The 18,163-nt window shown below is 43.1% G+C and carries 10 protein-coding genes; 3 read left to right on the forward strand and 7 right to left on the reverse strand.

Annotated elements, in window-relative coordinates:
• Positions 1-183: 183 nt before the first annotated feature.
• Together AB4160_RS09305 and AB4160_RS09310 are read left to right on the forward strand one after the other, a co-directional pair.
• Positions 184-4,626, forward strand: a complete 4,443-nt coding sequence (locus AB4160_RS09305) for an EAL domain-containing protein (RefSeq protein ID WP_372004326.1) — start codon at positions 184-186, stop codon at positions 4,624-4,626.
• Positions 4,627-4,733: 107 nt separating this feature from the next.
• Complete coding sequence (locus AB4160_RS09310) at positions 4,734-6,947, forward strand: patatin-like phospholipase family protein (protein ID WP_102440027.1); 2,214 nt, start codon at positions 4,734-4,736, stop codon at positions 6,945-6,947.
• 82 nt (positions 6,948-7,029) lie between these two features.
• Here AB4160_RS09310 and hxpB read toward each other — a convergent pair whose 3' ends face one another.
• On the reverse strand, positions 7,030-7,692 hold the full coding sequence (gene hxpB, locus AB4160_RS09315; protein WP_372004328.1) for a hexitol phosphatase HxpB: 663 nt from the start codon (positions 7,690-7,692) through the stop codon (positions 7,030-7,032).
• A gap of 436 nt (positions 7,693-8,128) precedes the next feature.
• Here hxpB and acnB point away from each other — a divergent pair, with 436 nt between their 5' ends.
• The gene (gene acnB / locus AB4160_RS09320; protein WP_102475445.1) at positions 8,129-10,726 is read left to right on the forward strand and encodes a bifunctional aconitate hydratase 2/2-methylisocitrate dehydratase; all 2,598 of its coding nucleotides are present in this window, start codon (positions 8,129-8,131) and stop codon (positions 10,724-10,726) included.
• 138 nt (positions 10,727-10,864) lie between these two features.
• Here acnB and AB4160_RS09325 read toward each other — a convergent pair whose 3' ends face one another.
• The 6 genes from AB4160_RS09325 to priA all read right to left on the reverse strand — a co-directional run bounded on the left by AB4160_RS09325 (position 10,865) and on the right by priA (position 18,160).
• Positions 10,865-11,257 carry a gamma-butyrobetaine hydroxylase-like domain-containing protein gene (locus AB4160_RS09325; protein ID WP_076538497.1) on the reverse strand — a complete coding sequence of 131 codons (393 nt, stop codon included), beginning with the start codon at positions 11,255-11,257 and terminating at the stop codon, positions 10,865-10,867.
• A 174-nt stretch (positions 11,258-11,431) separates the two neighbouring features.
• Positions 11,432-12,757, reverse strand: a complete 1,326-nt coding sequence (gene hslU, locus AB4160_RS09330; protein ID WP_372004330.1) for an ATP-dependent protease ATPase subunit HslU — start codon at positions 12,755-12,757, stop codon at positions 11,432-11,434.
• Positions 12,758-12,779: 22 nt separating this feature from the next.
• Complete coding sequence (gene hslV, locus AB4160_RS09335) at positions 12,780-13,304, reverse strand: ATP-dependent protease subunit HslV (RefSeq protein ID WP_076538501.1); 525 nt, start codon at positions 13,302-13,304, stop codon at positions 12,780-12,782.
• Between the two features lie 175 nt (positions 13,305-13,479).
• A complete protein-coding gene (locus AB4160_RS09340; RefSeq protein WP_102440019.1) occupies positions 13,480-14,064 on the reverse strand; it encodes an SPOR domain-containing protein in 585 nt (194 codons plus the stop codon).
• Positions 14,065-15,810 carry an arginine--tRNA ligase gene (gene argS, locus AB4160_RS09345; protein WP_372004332.1) on the reverse strand — a complete coding sequence of 582 codons (1,746 nt, stop codon included), beginning with the start codon at positions 15,808-15,810 and terminating at the stop codon, positions 14,065-14,067.
• A gap of 154 nt (positions 15,811-15,964) precedes the next feature.
• On the reverse strand, positions 15,965-18,160 hold the full coding sequence (gene priA / locus AB4160_RS09350; RefSeq protein ID WP_372004334.1) for a primosomal protein N': 2,196 nt from the start codon (positions 18,158-18,160) through the stop codon (positions 15,965-15,967).
• Positions 18,161-18,163 lie beyond the last annotated feature (3 nt).

Here is an 18,163-nt window from a genome sequence, read left to right on the forward strand (position 1 = left end):
TTGTAGCAATTTGTATCAAAGCACCTTTCGAGGTGCTTTTTTTTGCTCTAAATTTACTTTTAGGTGATATATTCAAATATTGTATTAAATTTAATTGTTTTTGTTGTTGCAGGCATAAAGCCATATAGGTTCACATAGAAGCGCTTAGCATAATAAAATCAATAAAAGAGTAACCCAGTCATAATGATAAAAGGAATTAAATCGTTTCTCACCTTGGTCGTTCTTACCCTTAGTTGCAGCTTTCCAAGCGTGGCTGACGATCTTGTCCAACGTTTATTTAATATCAAAGATGGCCTGGTTAATTACACTATCAATGACATTGCATTTGATGATTATGGCTATGTTTGGCTGGCAACTGAGCAGGGAGTATTTCGTGTTAGCGATACTGTTACCCGCCGCATTGATCAACCTGATAGTGATAATGCATTAGCTGCAGAAAACATTCATCTTATCGCTAAGGTGACTTCTCAGCGCCTTCTAGTCGCTTCTGGCACATCGCTTTACCTCTACGATATTAAACTCAATCGTTTTTCAGATGACATTATTGCCGGCCTCATAACTAGTGATGATTCTATTGTTGACGAAACACGTCTAGATAATGGTAACTTAATTCTGCTTACCCGTTTAGGTCAGGTGCTTGAGTTTGATGTGAATTCATTGTCAATCTCAGCGCTAACAGCCCAAGAATTGGATAAGACATTGCAATGGAATAGTGTTAATCAGCTAAGTGATGGCCGCTATATTTACTCATCCGCCTATGAAGTTGTGATAAAAAATGCCTGGGGCGAATTGATAAAACAAGTTAAGCGACCTATAGATAATATGTTGATTAAAAAGCTATTTGTAGATGCTGAACAGCGTATTTGGATCTTAAGTAACAAAGGCTTATATGAGCTAACCCTTCAAAGCTATCGGATGACTGCTACCACTGCGCTTCCTTTTGATATTCGTGGCGCGGTTGAAGGTAGTCGTGGTCATTTGTGGCTTTATACCAGAAGTGGGCTATTTTCATGGGATAAGCAATCATCGAAGGCAATTTCATATAAAGAGGAATTAAAAAATGATGCTGACGTTGATTATATCGACGATATGGCTGTTGATGACGATGGTTTAATTTGGCTTGGCGGCGCAGGCGAAGGTTTAGCGTTACTGGCAATAGCTCCTGAATTTTTATTGGAAAGTTTCACTCGTTCATCAACTTATCAAATTGAAGATGACATGATTTGGAGTATTTATGCCGAGCAAGATAAAGTTTGGCTCGGCGGTGATGGTGGCTTGACCATTGTTGATAAATTAACCAAGACTTCAAAATATCTTATCCCTGCAGGCTTTGAAGCGAGAGATTCAATTTACGGCGTTAATGAGCTTGATAATCAGCATATTGTGGTAACAACAACCAGTGGACTGTTTGTCATTAATAAACAAACTGATCAGCAAGTTGATTTTAGCCATTTTGCTGCATCAAGTGACTCGCTAAAAGGTAAATTGTTATTTAACTCCTATGCAGACCCACTGTTTAGCGGCAGGGTTTGGTGGGGAGCAGATAATGATGTTTATTATTGGCAGCCAGGGTTAGACAATATCGTCACTGTGTCACCGACAGAGCATATTCTTCTATCCCACTCAGTGAACATTCGAAGTTTTTTCCGTGAAAATCATGATCGTCTGTGGATCGGTGGCGCAGGTCTATTTGGCTATATAGATAGCAATAATAATGTCACTTCATTAAACGCAGCGTTAGGCATTAACCACAAGGATATTATGATTACTAATATCCACCAAGTTGATAATACAACCCTGTGGTTAGGGACTCGCCAAAATGGGGTCATTGTTTTTGACACCCAAACCCATGAGATTTCATCCATGAGTGACTATTGGCATGTTGATTGCCCGACGATTTACTTTATCGAGCAAACTGAAAAAGATCATTTGGTTGGCTGCAGCTCTTCGGTCATTAGACAAAATAAACAGACAAAAGCCATTGATGTATTTTTTACTAGCGATGGATTTATTGGTAATGAGTTTAATGAGTCAGCAGCTTATTATGACCCTAATGCAGGCTTATATATTGGCGGCCCTAATGGGGCGATGTTAGTTGATATTGATAAGCTTGCACCTCGAGTAAGTAATGATGATATCGCCCTTGAGTCCATTGCGATTTACTATGAGGACAATACAGAGTATCACTTGATACCTGAATCCTTTAACTTAGTGCGCCCTGGGGCTAACTTAATCAGTTTTCAAATAACCACTTTCGACTACGTGAATGAAACGCCAATCAGCTTAAAGTACCGTTTGCTTCATGAGCATAATAGCTTAGATAGCCAGTATATTTATCTGCAAGGCCAAACTCAGATTAATATTGCTGACTTAAAAGCGGGTGAATATACCCTAGAGCTATTGCATAAACAGCATGGGGTGTGGGCAAGCAGTCCGTTTCAATTTAGTTTTAAGGTTGAACAATTTTGGTGGGCGTCACAGTGGTTTAAAGCCTTAGTGCTTTTTGCCATTCTTTTTGGGGTATTTACCTCTTTATGGCTTCGTAAAAAACAAATAAACCGTGTTATTGGTATTAATCAGGCATTAAGGGAAAGTGAAGACAAATTACGTCAATCACTGCGCGGTAGCGATTCAGATTTATGGGAGTGGCAAGCTAGCACTAACCAAATCCAATTTGATAATAAATCGGGTCTGTTGGGTGAGAGAAGAAAGTTATCTTATCTCGTGCCTGATATACCGATTGTTGCCGCCGATAAAGATAACCTCCAGCAGCAATGGCGAGCTTTGTTAAAGGGCGATAAAGAAACCATTGATGTAGAATTTAGGTATCACCGTGGTGAAGAGGCTATTGGTTGGCTGCGCATCAGAGGCCGCGCAGTTACCCGCAATCAGACTACAGGGCAATTAGAGCAAGTTGCCGGTATTTATACTGAGGTGTCTGAGCAACGTGAGCTTCAAAATGAAATTGATTTGTTTGCCAAGGCATTTGAAAACACCTCAGAAGGCATGTTAATTCTTGATAGTCGCAAGCGGGTGAAATTACTAAATACCGCAGCTGCAACTATCTTTACCAGCAAGCATGAAGCACTTGATGGAAGGGGGTTTGAGTCATTATTGTATGTGGATCATGGCTCCAAAAATATCGATTATTTATTGCAAAATAGCCGCTCATGGAATGGCGAGTTAAGCTTTAAACGGGGGAATAATGAACATTTTCCTGTTTGGGCTAATATCTCTAAAATGTCTGATAAGCGCGATATCTCACAGCACTATGTGGTGGTGTTTTCAGATATTACCCAGCGAAAACAATACGAGTCTAATTTACGGCACTTAGCCAATAATGACGTGCTTACAGGCCTTGCTAATCGAGCGATGTTTACTCGTCAGTTACAACAGATTATTGAGCAAGCTAGCCACACTAATGAAAAGTTAGCATTATTGTTTTTGGATTTAGATCGCTTTAAGCACGTCAATGACTCTTATGGTCATAGCATGGGGGATGCTTTACTCGTTGAAGCGGCTAAACGCTTAAAAAATAGTGTTGGTGATGATCATCTGGTTTGCCGTTTTGGTGGTGATGAGTTTGTCATATTGGTTCGAAATGCTGATTCTATTGATCAGATAAATTTGATTGCTGAGCAAATTTTACAAAGGTTTGCTACGCCGTTTAAATTATTTGGCCGTGAGTTTTTTGTTTCAACCAGTATTGGTATCAGCATGTGGCCTGAAGATAGCCAAGATTCTGAAACCTTAATTAAAAATGCTGATTTAGCCATGTATCACGCCAAAGAAGAAGGCCGAGGTAACTTTCAATATTACTCTGCTGAGCGCAATGCTGAAGCGCAATATCATTTGAAAATTGAAGCTGACTTACGTAGCGCCATCGAAAATAACGACTTTGAGCTTTATTACCAACCTCAGGTAGACATACTCCAAGGTGATAAATTTGTAGGGATGGAAGCGCTGCTCCGCTGGCGTCACCCTATCGAGGGCTTTATTCGGCCAGATATCTTTATCAAGGTGGCTGAATCTTGTGGATTAATTATTGATATAGATCGCTGGGTGCTGCGCCACGCCTGTATCGATGGTGCAAGATGGCATGCCCTTTACGACCAGCCTTTTCAGCTGTCAGTCAATGTGTCTGCAGTGCAGTTTAGACAAGTTGATTTTATTGAGAATTTAAAAGCGACCTTAGCCGATACTGGTATGCCGGCAAAGTGCCTTGCTATGGAAATTACCGAAGGGGTGTTGATGAAAGAGCTGCAGGTGGCAAGATCGCATTTAACCCAGCTTAAGCAGCTTGGTATTGAGGTGGCCATCGATGATTTTGGCACCGGTTATTCATCACTGGCGTATTTAAGAAGCTTTGAGGTGAATACCTTAAAAATCGATCGCTCCTTCTTAATTGATATTGCTACTAATGAAGCTGATCAAGCCATTGTGAGCAGTATTATTGAACTGGCAAGAAACCTAAAATTACAGGTGGTCGCAGAAGGGATAGAGTCTCACGCACAAATGGAGCAAGTTTTTAGCCGAGGTTGTTATATCATCCAAGGGTATTTCTTTGCCAAACCTATGCCAAAGGCTGAGCTGGATAAGTTTATCGGGATTGGGAAAAAGCTGTAATAAAGCGAAGTTCGCATGGTTAACAGTAAGTTATAAAGGTTTTATTCATGTGAGTTTTCTCTGTTAGAATGACGCGGTAGATCATGATTAAAGATAGGATGCTTTATATGGGCCGTAAGATTGCACTGCTGTTACTACTCAGTTTATTTTCACACAACTTAATGGCTAAAGAACGCCAGTCAGTGGGATTAGTATTAAGTGGTGGCGGCGCAAAAGGCGCGGCGCATATTGGGGTGCTTAAGGTGTTAGAGCAGCATCGCATTCCGGTTGATTATATTACTGGTACCAGTATCGGCTCCTACGTCGGCGGCATGTATGCCTTAGGTTATAGCGCCGCAGAAATCGAACACATTATGCTTAACTCCCCTTGGGCTGATGGCTACTCAGATACCATTCCTCGAGAAGTACTTACTTACCGCGATAAACAACACCGCGACAAATTTAATATCCCCATTAACGTAGGTTATAAAGATGGCGGCTTAGCCGTCCCCAGTGGCTTATTACTTGGCCAAACCATGTCGCAACTATTACGTTCATCAACTGATGTGGTAGAGCAATTTGGCGATTTTGATGATCTAGCTATTCCTTATCGCGCTGTGGCAACTGATCTAGTTACTAGTCATGCAGTGGTATTAGCTCAAGGCAGTATCGTTAAAGCCATGCAAGCCTCTGCAACGGTACCCGGGGCATTACAACCGGCTGAAATAGACGGCAAGCTACTGGTTGATGGTGGCATCTCAAATAACATGCCTGTCGATGTCATTAAAGCCATGGGCGCAGATGTGGTCATTGCCATTGATATTGGCTCACCATTGGCCAGCAAAGAGCAACTTAATGGCACGATTGCGGTGTTGGAGCAGCTTTCAACCATTTTGACCAAAGCCACCACAGAGCATCAAAAAACATTATTAACCGATGATGATGTGCTGATCCGTCCTGCGATTGATGACATGAGCACCACTGACTTTGATATCATGCCTGACGCATTAGCTGCCGGCACAGTGGCGGGCGAAGCAGCGCTGCCAATGTTGACACATTTAAGTGTCAGCGCTGAAGAATATCAGGCCTATCAAGACAATAAACAACGCGCCAAATTACTACTAGTTAATCAAGTTAACCGCCCAGTGATTAAGATTGTATTTGATAATCAATCTAGAGTGAGTGAAAGTCTGTTAGATGAAGAGTTAGCTCTTAAAAAAGGCACAGTGATCACCAAAGAAGCCTTAGACGAGGGCATAAAACGGCTTTATTCCCTTAATAAGTTTCAGCGTGTTGATGCCGAGTTTGAAGACACAGAAGCTGGACGCATATTAACAGTGACCACCCATGCCAAATCCTGGGGACCAAATTATTTTGACGCCGGTTTTAACTGGGAAGATGACTTTACCTTAGATTCAGCCATTACCCTTAGTCTGGCTTATACCATGGGTGAGCTGACTGATAATGGCGGTGAGTGGCGTAACGAAGTTCAGTTAGGTTACGACAAGCGAGTTAGCTCAGAATTTTATCAGCCATTAGACAGAGACCAAGACTTCTACATTCGTTCTAAATACGAATTTGAGATCAAAAACTGGGATTATTATGATGATAACAACCGAGTCTTTGAGCTTAAAAACACCCTAAATCAATTGGCATTTGGAGTGGGTTATAACTATTCCCACGCTGGATTAATTGAGATTGGCGCAGTGGGTGAAATAGGTGATTTAAGTAATAAAGCCGTTTCTGCCCAAGATCTTGAATATGGCTCTTATGGCGGCTATTTTTCCTTTAGTTTTGACACCTTAAATAGCATTAGTTTCCCTACAGAAGGGCAGCGGTTAACGTTTACGGCCTCGGTAAGAAATGAAGATTATAAAGGCGCGGTTATTAATGACTCTGATGAACTATCTTGGCAGTTTGAAGCGGATTGGAAAGGGGCGCTTAAGCTAGGTAACCATGCCATTGTAGGTAAAGTCGCTTTAGCCACCGTTGATGTGGACCGTGATTTTACTTTACATGTTGCAGAGCTCGGTGGCTTTTTAAATCTGTCAGGTTTTCATAAAGGCGCATTGGCAGGTGCCCATAAAGCCTTTGGCGCCTTGATTTATCAATATGATTTAGGCCGAGATGTGTTACTCAGTGATGTGCCGTTATACATAGGTACTAGCTTTGAAGCGGGTAATGTGTGGACTAATCGTGATGCAGTGGACTTTGATGACCTTATCTATGCAGGTAGCTTATATTTAGGCACTGATACCAGCTGGGGTCCTGCCGCACTTGGCTTTGGTTTGACAGATACTGGCGAGCAATCGTTTTACTTATTTTTAGGTAAAAACTTTTAATTGTTCAGTTTGAATATAAAAAGCTGCCGTATCTTTAGATAAGGCAGCTTTTTTTATGGCAGATGTTAGCAAGACACTACTACTAGATATTTTCAATCAATGATTTAAGCTGATCTAAATGTGCTAGCTGGTGGTGAGCCACTTGCCAGCGAGACTGACCGGCGAATTCAGTCGCAGGGATTGCCACCGTTTGCATGCTTGCCGCTCTTGCTGCGATCAGGCCATTAAATGAGTCTTCAATAGCTAAGCACGTTGCGGGCTCAACGCCTAAGGCCGTGGCACAATTTAAATAAACCTCAGGGTGGGGTTTGCCATATTGCAGCTTTTCGGCAGAGGCTATGGCCTCAAAATAATCCCTAATAGCCAGTTTATTCATTACTGCAGCAATTAAGTCACTGGACGATGAGGTAGCTAAGCCAATTTTTAGCCCTTGCTGCTGACAAGCTTGTAATGCTGCCACTACCCCCTTCATCGGCTTGCCTTCAGTTTCAATAAAGTGAATAACCCCATCAATAATTTGTTGGGAAACCGCTTGATTATCATACTCAGGCCAAGGGTATTTTTGATACCAATAGTGGACCAGAAGATCAATTCTCATGCCGGTGGTTTTTTCGGCATCAGCAAGAGTGATAGGCACACCCAATTGACTTAATACTGCCACCTCGACTCGTTGCCAAGCGGGCTCGGTATCAATAATGACCCCATCCATATCAAAAATAACCGCGTTAATTTTTATCAATGTCATAATAGTCCTGTTTACTGTTTTGAATATCTAAGCAATAGGGTTGAATAAGTATGTTGGTGGGTGCAAGTGATTAATATTAGCCAAATAACTATGCCTAACAGTCAAAATAATTGCAAAAAAATAGCGACAATTTGCTGAAGTAGACTCGGTTAAGTTTAAATTGTATGTATTATTTAATATATTGAATTAAATCATTTTTTATAATGTTTTAAACTATCGTCTAATTTTATTTGTTTAAAGTGAGCTGTAAATTAGCCATCGAACTCAAAATTCAGATAGATTTCGCCTCCGATAGAGTGTGATCTAATTCATACTTTTGCAAACCTGTAGTATACTACGGGTCGGATTTCAAGCCCGAACCTGTGGAATGGTCATTCTCTATATTGAATGACGTTCAGTTTCGCTGTTAGGCGCAATAACAAAGAGGAATGTTGCCGTGCTAGAAGCATATCGTAAACACGTCGCAGAACGTGCTGCAGAGGGTGTTGTCCCTAAGCCATTAGATGCACAACAAGTGGCTGAATTAGTGAAGTTAGTTGAGACGCCGCCTGCTGGTGAAGAGGCCGTGATTCTTGACTTATTAGAGAATCGTATTCCCCCAGGTGTTGATGAAGCTGCCTACGTAAAAGCAGCATTCTTAGATGCAGTGGCTCAAGGCACTGTATCGTCACCCATCCTTTCAGCTGAGCGTGCTACCGAGCTATTAGGTACCATGCAGGGCGGTTACAACATTGAACCGCTTATCGCTCAATTAGATAATGATGCACTTGCGCCAATCGCGGTTACTGCGTTATCAAACACCTTGTTGATGTTTGATGCCTACCACGACGTGGTAGAAAAAATGCAAAAAGGTAATGCTTTTGCTAAGCAAGTTGTTGAGTCTTGGGCCGAAGCAGAATGGTTCTTAAACCGTCCTAAATTAGCTGAAAAGATCACCTTGACCGTATTTAAAGTATCAGGCGAGACAAACACAGATGACTTGTCTCCGGCTCCTGATGCATGGTCTCGTCCAGACATCCCATTACATGCTTTAGCGATGCTGAAAAATGCCCGTGACGGTATTGTACCTGATGTTGCTGGCACTGTTGGTCCAGTTAAAGAAATCGAAGCCCTTAAAGGCAAAGGTTACCCGCTTGTTTATGTGGGTGATGTTGTTGGTACCGGTTCTTCACGTAAATCAGCGACTAACTCAGTACTATGGTTCATGGGCGATGATATCCCTTATGCGCCAAACAAGCGTGCTGGTGGTTTCTGCTTAGGTGGTAAAATTGCCCCTATCTTTTTCAACACCATGGAAGATGCAGGCGCGCTACCAATCGAGCTTAACGTCGACAAGATGAACATGGGCGATGTTATCGACATCTATCCATACGAAGGCGTCGTTAAGCGTAACGGTAGCGATGAAGTTATCTCTACGTTCGAGCTAAAAACCGAGGTACTGCTTGATGAAGTACGTGCTGGTGGCCGTATTCCATTGATCATTGGCCGCGGGTTAACTGACCGTGCCCGTGAAACATTAGGCCTTGCGGCTTCTGAAGTGTTTGTTCGCCCACAAGATGTGGTTGCAACCAATAAAGGCTTTACGCTGGCACAAAAAATGGTTGGTAAAGCTTGTGGTGTTAAAGGTATTCGCCCAGGTCAATACTGCGAACCTAAAATGACTTCAGTTGGTTCACAAGACACCACAGGCCCAATGACCCGTGACGAACTGAAAGATTTAGCATGTTTAGGCTTTAGCGCCGATTTAACCATGCAGTCTTTCTGCCACACTGCGGCTTATCCTAAACCTATCGATGTGAACACTCACCACACCTTACCTGATTTCATCATGAATCGTGGCGGTGTTGCACTGCGTCCAGGTGACGGGGTTATTCACTCTTGGTTAAATCGTATGTTACTACCTGATACCGTTGGTACTGGTGGTGATTCACATACCCGTTTCCCAATCGGTATTTCATTCCCAGCCGGTTCTGGCCTAGTAGCATTTGCTGCTGCAACAGGTGTTATGCCTCTTGATATGCCTGAATCAATTTTGGTGCGCTTTAAAGGTGAAATGCAACCAGGTATCACCTTACGTGACCTAGTTCATTCTATCCCGCTTAAAGCCATTGAAATGGGTCTGTTAACGGTAGAGAAGAAAGGCAAAATTAACGCTTTCTCTGGCCGCGTATTAGAAATTGAAGGTCTTGAGCAACTTAAAGTTGAACAAGCATTCGAATTATCTGATGCATCAGCAGAACGAAGTGCTGCAGGTTGTACGATTAAGCTAGATAAAGAGCCAATCATTGAATACCTAAACTCTAACATCGTGATGTTGAAGTGGATGATTTCTGAAGGTTATGGTGACCGCCGTACCATCGAGCGTCGTATTACAGCGATGCAAGAGTGGTTAGCAAACCCAGAGCTAATGGAAGCAGATGCAGATGCTGAATATGCTGAAATTATTGAAATCGATTTGAACGATATCAAAGAGCCAATTCTTTGTGCGCCAAACGATCCAGATGATGCGGTATTACTATCATCAGTTGCAGAAACAAAAATTGACGAAGTGTTCGTTGGTTCTTGTATGACTAACATTGGTCATTTCCGCGCAACCGGTAAAATGCTAGAGAAGTTTGCCACGACCTTGCCGACTCGCTTATGGATTGCACCGCCAACTAAGATGGATAAAGACCAGTTAACTGAAGAAGGTTACTACGCGATCTTTGGCCGTGTTGGTGCGCGTATTGAAATCCCAGGTTGTTCACTGTGTATGGGTAACCAAGCACGTGTTGCTGAAGGTGCGACCGTTGTTTCAACGTCAACGCGTAACTTCCCTAACCGTTTAGGTACAGGTGCAAATGTGTACTTAGCTTCAGCTGAGTTAGCAGCAGTAGCGGCATTGTTAGGCCGTTTACCGTCTCCTGCTGAGTACCAAGAATACGCGAAAGAGTTAGATGCAACTGCAGCTGATACTTACCGTTACTTGAACTTTGATCAAATTGATTCTTACACTAAGAAAGCTGACAGCGTGATTTTTCAAGCTGCAGTGTAATCTTTAAAAAGTAACAATCGATATAAAAAATGCCAGCGATTAAGCTGGCATTTTTGTGTCTTGGAATTGGGATTTTGAGCGGATAGCCATTACTTTTTGATGACTAAAAATGCCCAAACCAAGTTTGGAAATACCAAACTAAGAGTATTTGATATTCATATCAATCAAGGGTTCACGTGAACCTTTTTCGGCACGAAGTCGTGCTAAATACCGTTCCCAGATTTCCACTTGTTGATTACCCAGTTCAAATAAAATCTTCCACGAAAACAAGCCGGTATCATGACCATCATCAAAAATGATTTTTACTGCATAATTGCCTACAGGCTCAATGGCAGTGATATTGACGTTTTTCTTGTGGGTGACCAAAATTGGATTGCCGTGGCGCTGCACTTCAGCTGAAGGGGAGTGAACACGTAGCATTTCGCAGCTGATATTAAACACTTCACCGCTTTCAAAGCTCACTTCAAGTAACTTAGATTTACGCTTTAATTTAAGATTGGTTACAACGGGGCTATTGGCTTGCTGGTTCATGGCATTGCTCTCTTTAAAATACTGTCAGCAACGTTAAGATACTCTTGGCTGGCAATGATAGACAATAAAAAAGGTGATAGTCCATTGTGGCACTAATCACCTTTAATTTCCTAATATCTGTGAGGCTAAATTAGTAATAGATCACAGCTAGGTTGAGATAAGCTTAAGCAAATACTACAAAATAAAGCGACTTAAGTCTTCATCTTCTACTAGGGCATCTAAGTGATCATTGACATAATCTGCATCAATCACAAAGGTGCTACCTGATTTTTCAGAAGCGTCGTAAGAGATCTCTTCCATCAGCTTTTCCATCACAGTATGCAGGCGACGAGCACCGATGTTTTCAGTGGTCTCGTTGACTTGCCAAGCGGCTTTTGCAATGCGTTCAATACCACATTCGCTAAACTCAACGGTCACGCCTTCAGTACCCATTAACGCCACATATTGCTCAGTTAATGATGCATGTGGTTCCGTTAGGATGCGTTTAAAGTCATCAGCGGTGAGTGCACTTAGCTCAACACGGATTGGTAAACGACCTTGAAGCTCTGGGATTAAATCCGATGGCTTAGACATCTGGAATGCACCTGAGGCGATAAACAAGATGTGGTCGGTTTTGACCATGCCGTGTTTAGTGGTCACAGTACAACCTTCGATTAATGGCAGTAAGTCACGTTGAACCCCTTCACGTGATACGTCAGGGCCTGAGCTTTCGCCGCGCTTACAAATCTTGTCGATTTCATCTAAAAATACGATACCGTTTTGCTCTACCAAGTCGATAGCTTGCTCTTTCATGTCTTCTTGATTGACAAGTTTTGCAGCTTCTTCTTCGATAAGCAGCTTGAAGGCTTCTTTAATTTTAACCTTTTTACGGTTTTCTTTAGTTTGCCCCATGTTTTGGAACATACTTTGAAGCTGATTAGTCATCTCTTCCATGCCTGGAGGTGACATGATCTCAACACCCACTTGCGGCGCGGCTAAGTCGATATCAATTTCTTTATCGTCTAGCTGGCCTTCACGTAATTTCTTACGGAAGATTTGACGGGTATTTGAATCATCTTTCTTTTCAGTATCCCAGTCTTCTTTTGGCTTAGGCAATAGAGCATCAAGGATGCGCTCTTCTGCAAGCTCTTCAGCGCGATGACGGCCTTTTTTCATTTGCTGTTCGCGGGTCATTTTCACGGCTGAGTCAGTTAAATCACGGATGATTTGCTCAACTTCTTTACCGACATAACCCACTTCAGTGAATTTAGTGGCTTCTACTTTAATGAAAGGCGCATTAGCTAGTTTTGCTAAACGGCGGGCAATTTCAGTTTTACCGACACCGGTTGGGCCAATCATTAAAATGTTCTTTGGCGTCACTTCTTGGCGAAATGAGGCTTCAAGTTGCATGCGTCTCCAACGGTTACGAAGCGCAACGGCTACAGAACGTTTAGCATTTTTTTGACCAATGATGTGCGAGTCTAGCTCATGGACAATCTCGCGTGGGGTCATTTCAGACATAGATAATTCCTTACGTGCTAATTTAGTAGTCGATTTGCTCAACGGTTTTATGTTGGTTGGTGAATACACATATATCACCGGCAATCGTTAATGATTTTTCTGCAATGTCACGGGCACTTAAATCGGTATTTTGTAATAAGGCTAGCGCAGAAGCGTGGGCATAGTTGCCACCAGAACCAATTGCAATTAGGTCATGCTCAGGCTGAACCACATCGCCGTTACCGGTAATGATTAATGATTCTTTGGTGTCGGCGACAATAAGCATGGCTTCAAGGTTGCGGAGCATTTTGTCGGTGCGCCAATCTTTGGCGAGTTCAACGGCTGATTTTAATAAATGGCCTTGATGCATTTCGAGCTTGGTTTCAAAACGCTCAAAAAGAGTAAATGCATCGGCTGTGCCGCCAGCAAAACCTGCGATAACTTTATTTTGGTATAAGCGACGCACCTTACGTGCATTGCCTTTCATGACGGTATTGCCAAGGGATACTTGGCCATCACCTGCGATGACAACTTGATTATTGCGGCGAACGGAAACGATAGTAGTCACGGTAAATCCTCTTAACGACTGCAGCGTAAAATAGTCTGCTGCTGGTTGATAAACTAGATATGGGGGTGGTTAATAGAAATTCAAGGGAATAAAAAAGACGCTAACAATGTTAGCGTCTTTTTTGAGTTGTTTATAAGTTCTTGGCTACTGAGGCTGAACTCTCACTTCGCTAAGTTTAGTATTCCCATAGCCAAATTTGGCAGCCATTAATGCTAGCACGCTGCAATTTATGTCTGGCACGCTCTGCGGCACGTTTTGACTCAAATGGCCCTAAGATCACTTTATGCCACACGCCAGTCGTGCCTTGGGTCGCTCTCACTTGGGCTTCTAGACCTTGAAAGGCAATCACGGCTTTCATTTCTTCAGCCTGAGCAAGCTTTCTAAATGAGGCGCATTGCATTTGGTAAGGGCCTTGAGACTTCATCGCACCTTCTGGCACTTCAATATCAATACTTTTATTTTCTAGCTCTTCCAAATAAGTCCACTGCTCCGTTGGCTTTGGCGGCAGGGCATTAGGGTCTTTTTTCGCAGGTTTTGGCGTTGGCTTTTCAACCACTTGGCTTGCTGGTGCTGACTCAGGCGTAGCATCATCAGAACTACCACTGATAAACCACAAGAAATAACCAAAACCGCCTAACAGTAAAATGACCACCAAGGTCGGCAAATAAGGAATAGAGCGCTTTTGCTGAGCTGCGCCTCTCTTTTTAGATGCCGAACGTTTTTTGGGACTAGGCTTTTTATTAGCGTAATCTCGGCTCATTTACATACGCTCTAAGGTTTCGATGCCTAACAGCGACAAACCGGTTTTTAAGGTTTTTGAAGTTAACTGCGCCAATAATAAACGGCTTTGTTTTTGCGCTTCAGTTTCAGCGGCAAGCACAGGGCAAGCTTCATAAAAACTTGAGAATTCACTGGCTAGCTCATAAACATAGGCACACATAACATGTGGCAAGCCTTTTTCTGTCATGCGAGTTAATACTTCGCCAAACTGAGCAAGCTTAGTGCCGAGTTGCTTTTCTTTATCGTGTTCAAGCACGATTTTAGCCTGACTTAAGTCAACATCTGCTGCACGTTTAAAGATGCCTGCAACACGGGTGTAAGCATAAAGTAGGTACGGAGCGGTATTACCTTCAAAGCTGAGCATTTGCTCAAAGCTAAAGATATAATCGCTGGCGCGGTTTTTTGAAAGGTCAGCATATTTAACTGAGCTAATACCCACAACGCGAGCCACTTCAAGGAGTGTCTCTTCGTCCATATCAGGGTTTTTGCTACGCACTAATTCAACGGCGCGAGTGTTTGCTTCATCTAGCAAATCCACTAACTTAACGACGCCACCACTACGGGTTTTAAATGGACGACCATCAGGGCCATTCATGGTGCCGAAACCTGTGTGCTCTAGCGATAAACCTTCACGGACGAAACCGGCAGTTTTAGCCAGTTTGAATACTTGTTGGAAATGCAGTGCCTGGCGCAAGTCGACAAAGTACAGGGCGCGATCGGCTTTTAATACATTTGAGCGGTAACGCATTGCCGCTAAATCAGAGGTGGCATATAAATAACCGCCATCTGCTTTTTGAATAATAACCGGTAGAGGCTCGCCTTCTTTGGTGCGAAACTCTTCTTGGAATACCACTTTAGCGCCATTACTTTCGCTTAATAATCCTTTAGCTGCTAAGTCTGTAACCACTTGGGCTAAATCATCGTTGTAAGCACTTTCGCCATGAACATCTTCACGGGTTAAGGTCACCCCAAGACGTTTGTATACCTCATGACAATGGGCTAACGAAATATCATTAAATTCACGCCACAGTTTGTTGCAGTATTCATCACCTGATTGCAGTGATACGACTAAGTTACGGGCGCGGGTAGCAAAGTCGCTTGATTCATCAAAACGTACTTTTGCTTCACGGTAGAAGGTTTCTAAATCAGATAGCTCAAGATCAGCTTGTTCGCCATGAGCTGCGCGAAGCTCTTCCATATATGCCAGTAACATGCCGAACTGAGTGCCCCAGTCACCCACATGGTTTTGACGAATGACCTTATGGCCTAAAAATTCTAGTGCGCGCACTACACTGTCACCAATAATGGTTGAACGTAGATGACCTACGTGCATTTCTTTGGCAAGGTTTGGTGATGAGTAATCAACTACAATGGTTTGTGATTCAGGTAAGGTGATCCCTAAATGCTCACAGTTTAATGCATCTTGCAGTTGATTCGCTAAGGCATTTTCATCAATAAAGAAGTTGATGAAACCAGGGCCTGCAATTTCAACTTTAGCCACATGGCTAGATGCCGGTAGGTTGTCGATGATTAGCTGAGCGATATCGCGCGGGTTCTTTTTAGCAACTTTGGTTAGCATCATCGCTAAGTTAGTGGCTAAATCACCATGAGTTTTATCTTTAGTGCGCTCAACTTGAATGCGAGCCTGAAAATCAGCTGGGACAATGCCTTGTTGCTTAAAAGAGTCGACGGTTTGTTCTAGTAAAGATGCAATATGTGATTTCATGGGCGTTTATCAGCACTAACTTAAAGTAAAAGACAGGAGTAACCGACTATTTTAGCCGCTTTTGATACTCGAATGCTATCTCGATAGTGTTTTTATTCGAGATTTTTTTTAAATTTCAGCAAAGCGAATTTTATAGCAGAATAAGCCAAGCTGATTACATTAAATCTTGCGGGTCGCGGTCAATGCTCCAACGGCATTTTTTACTTTCAGGCAATGCCTCAATGGTTGGCAATACTTGCTCAAAAACCTGTTGTAATCGTTGTCTATTTTTAGCTTGGAATAATAACTGGCGGCGGTATTTGCCCGCTTTACGATCCAATGGAGCAGGCATTGGGCCAATGACTTCAAACTCTTTATCTTGGGGTAATAAGCTGGCCACCTGATTGAGAAAGCTATCGGCATCTTCTGCTAAATGGGCATCGGCTCTAAGCAGCACCATGTGCCAAGCGGGTGGTAACAGGGCTTGTTGGCGCTCAAGTAATTGCCCGCGGGCAAACTTACCATAACCGTGCTGCAGTAAATCCCTTAATATGGGGTTATCACTTTGATGGGTTTGTAGTAATACTTTACCGGGCTTATCAGCACGGCCGGCGCGGCCTGAAACCTGGGTATAAAGCTGCGCAAAGCGCTCTGGGGCTCGAAAGTCAGCGCTGAATAAAGCGCCATCGACATCCATTAATCCCACTAAAGTCACATCTGGAAAATGATGCCCTTTAGCTAGCATTTGGGTGCCCACTAAAATTTTATATTCACCTTTTAAAATGCCGTTGAGCTGTTTTTCTAATGAGCCTTTTCTGCGGGTGGTGTCACGATCGATCCTCACTACCGGATATTGGGGAAACTCTTGTGCTAAGGCTTGTGCCAATTGCTCTGTGCCGGTGCCATGGCCCATTAACATGGTGCTGCCGCACTCATGGCATTGATGAGGAATAGCATATTGATTGCCACAATGGTGACAGCAGATTTCATTTAAACCTTGATGAACAGTAAAAAAGGCATCGCAGCGATCGCATTCATGCAAATGTCCGCACTCATGACAAAGTAGGGCTGGCGAAAAGCCACGGCGGTTTAGAAATAGTAATACTTGGTTGCCCGCATCTAGGTGCATACGCATTTCATTGATCATTGAGGCGCTCATGCCGGCCTTAAGCGGATGGGAGCGAATATCGATAATTCCTTGCTTCACTTTTTGGGCTGCACCTGCGCGTTCGCCGAGTTCTAAGTGGGCATAACGGCCTGAAATGGCATTCTGTAGCGATTCTAGCGATGGCGTTGCCGAACCTAAAATCACTTGAATATCTTCTAAGTGGCCGCGCATAACAGCTAAATCGCGGGCGTGATAACGCACCCCTTCTTGCTGCTTAAAGCTGCTGTCATGTTCTTCATCAAGAATGATAAGCCCCGGATATGCCATTGGGGTAAATAATGCCGAGCGAGTGCCGATAATAATCGCGGCTTCACCGCTACGGGCCTGACGCCAAGCCTCTAAACGCTGGTTGTCAGTTAATGCGGAGTGAATAACGGCAATATTGACATCAAATCGGCGCTTAAAGCGGTTAATGGTTTGCGGTGTTAAGCCTATTTCAGGCACCAAAATCAGCGCTTGTTTACCTTGCTTTAGGATAGTTTCTAATACTGACAAATAGACTTCGGTTTTACCAGATCCAGTAATGCCCTCTAATAAACTGCAATGAAACCCTTGCTGCTGATTAAGGATAGATACTGCCACTGCTTGCTGTTTATTAAGTTTAAGTGGGGTTTCTGTCATGACCAATTGTTGACGCCAGCTTAAGTCGGCGGCATTGGTGATGTGTTGGCGCTCAACCCAGCCTTTATCTTCAAGGGCTTTTAAGGCCACTTTACTGAGCTCTTGGGTGGTAAATTCATCTTGGCTGATGGCCGACTGCTGCAGTAATTCGAATAATTTCTTTTGTGCTGGCGCTCTTTTGAGCACGCTGATATCGACTTGCTTGCCTTGCTCGTTTAACGCAAATACAGTCACAGTCTGCGGTTGAGCACTTGACCCTTTACGCAGGGCAACCGGTAAGGCTTGGCTGAGCATTTGCCCTTGGCTGGCAAAGTAATATCTTGCCGCCCAAAGTGTTAATTTGTACAAACTTTCAGGCAGTAACGGTTTATCATCCAGCAGTTCAGTGATAGCTTTAATCTTGTTTGCTGGCACGTCGCAGTCATCTTTAATGGCAGTAATAAGCCCAATTAGTTGCTGTCGACCAAAAGGCACTTTTACCCGCAGTCCAAGCTTTATTTGTGCTACGTTGGCTTCAGGGATTTGGTAACTAAAGGTTTGCCGCATGGGAACGGGCAATGCAACCTCAACAAACACAGGCATAAG

It is taken from the genome of Shewanella sp. 10N.286.51.B8, from assembly GCF_041469325.1.
Classification (GTDB): domain Bacteria; phylum Pseudomonadota; class Gammaproteobacteria; order Enterobacterales; family Shewanellaceae; genus Shewanella.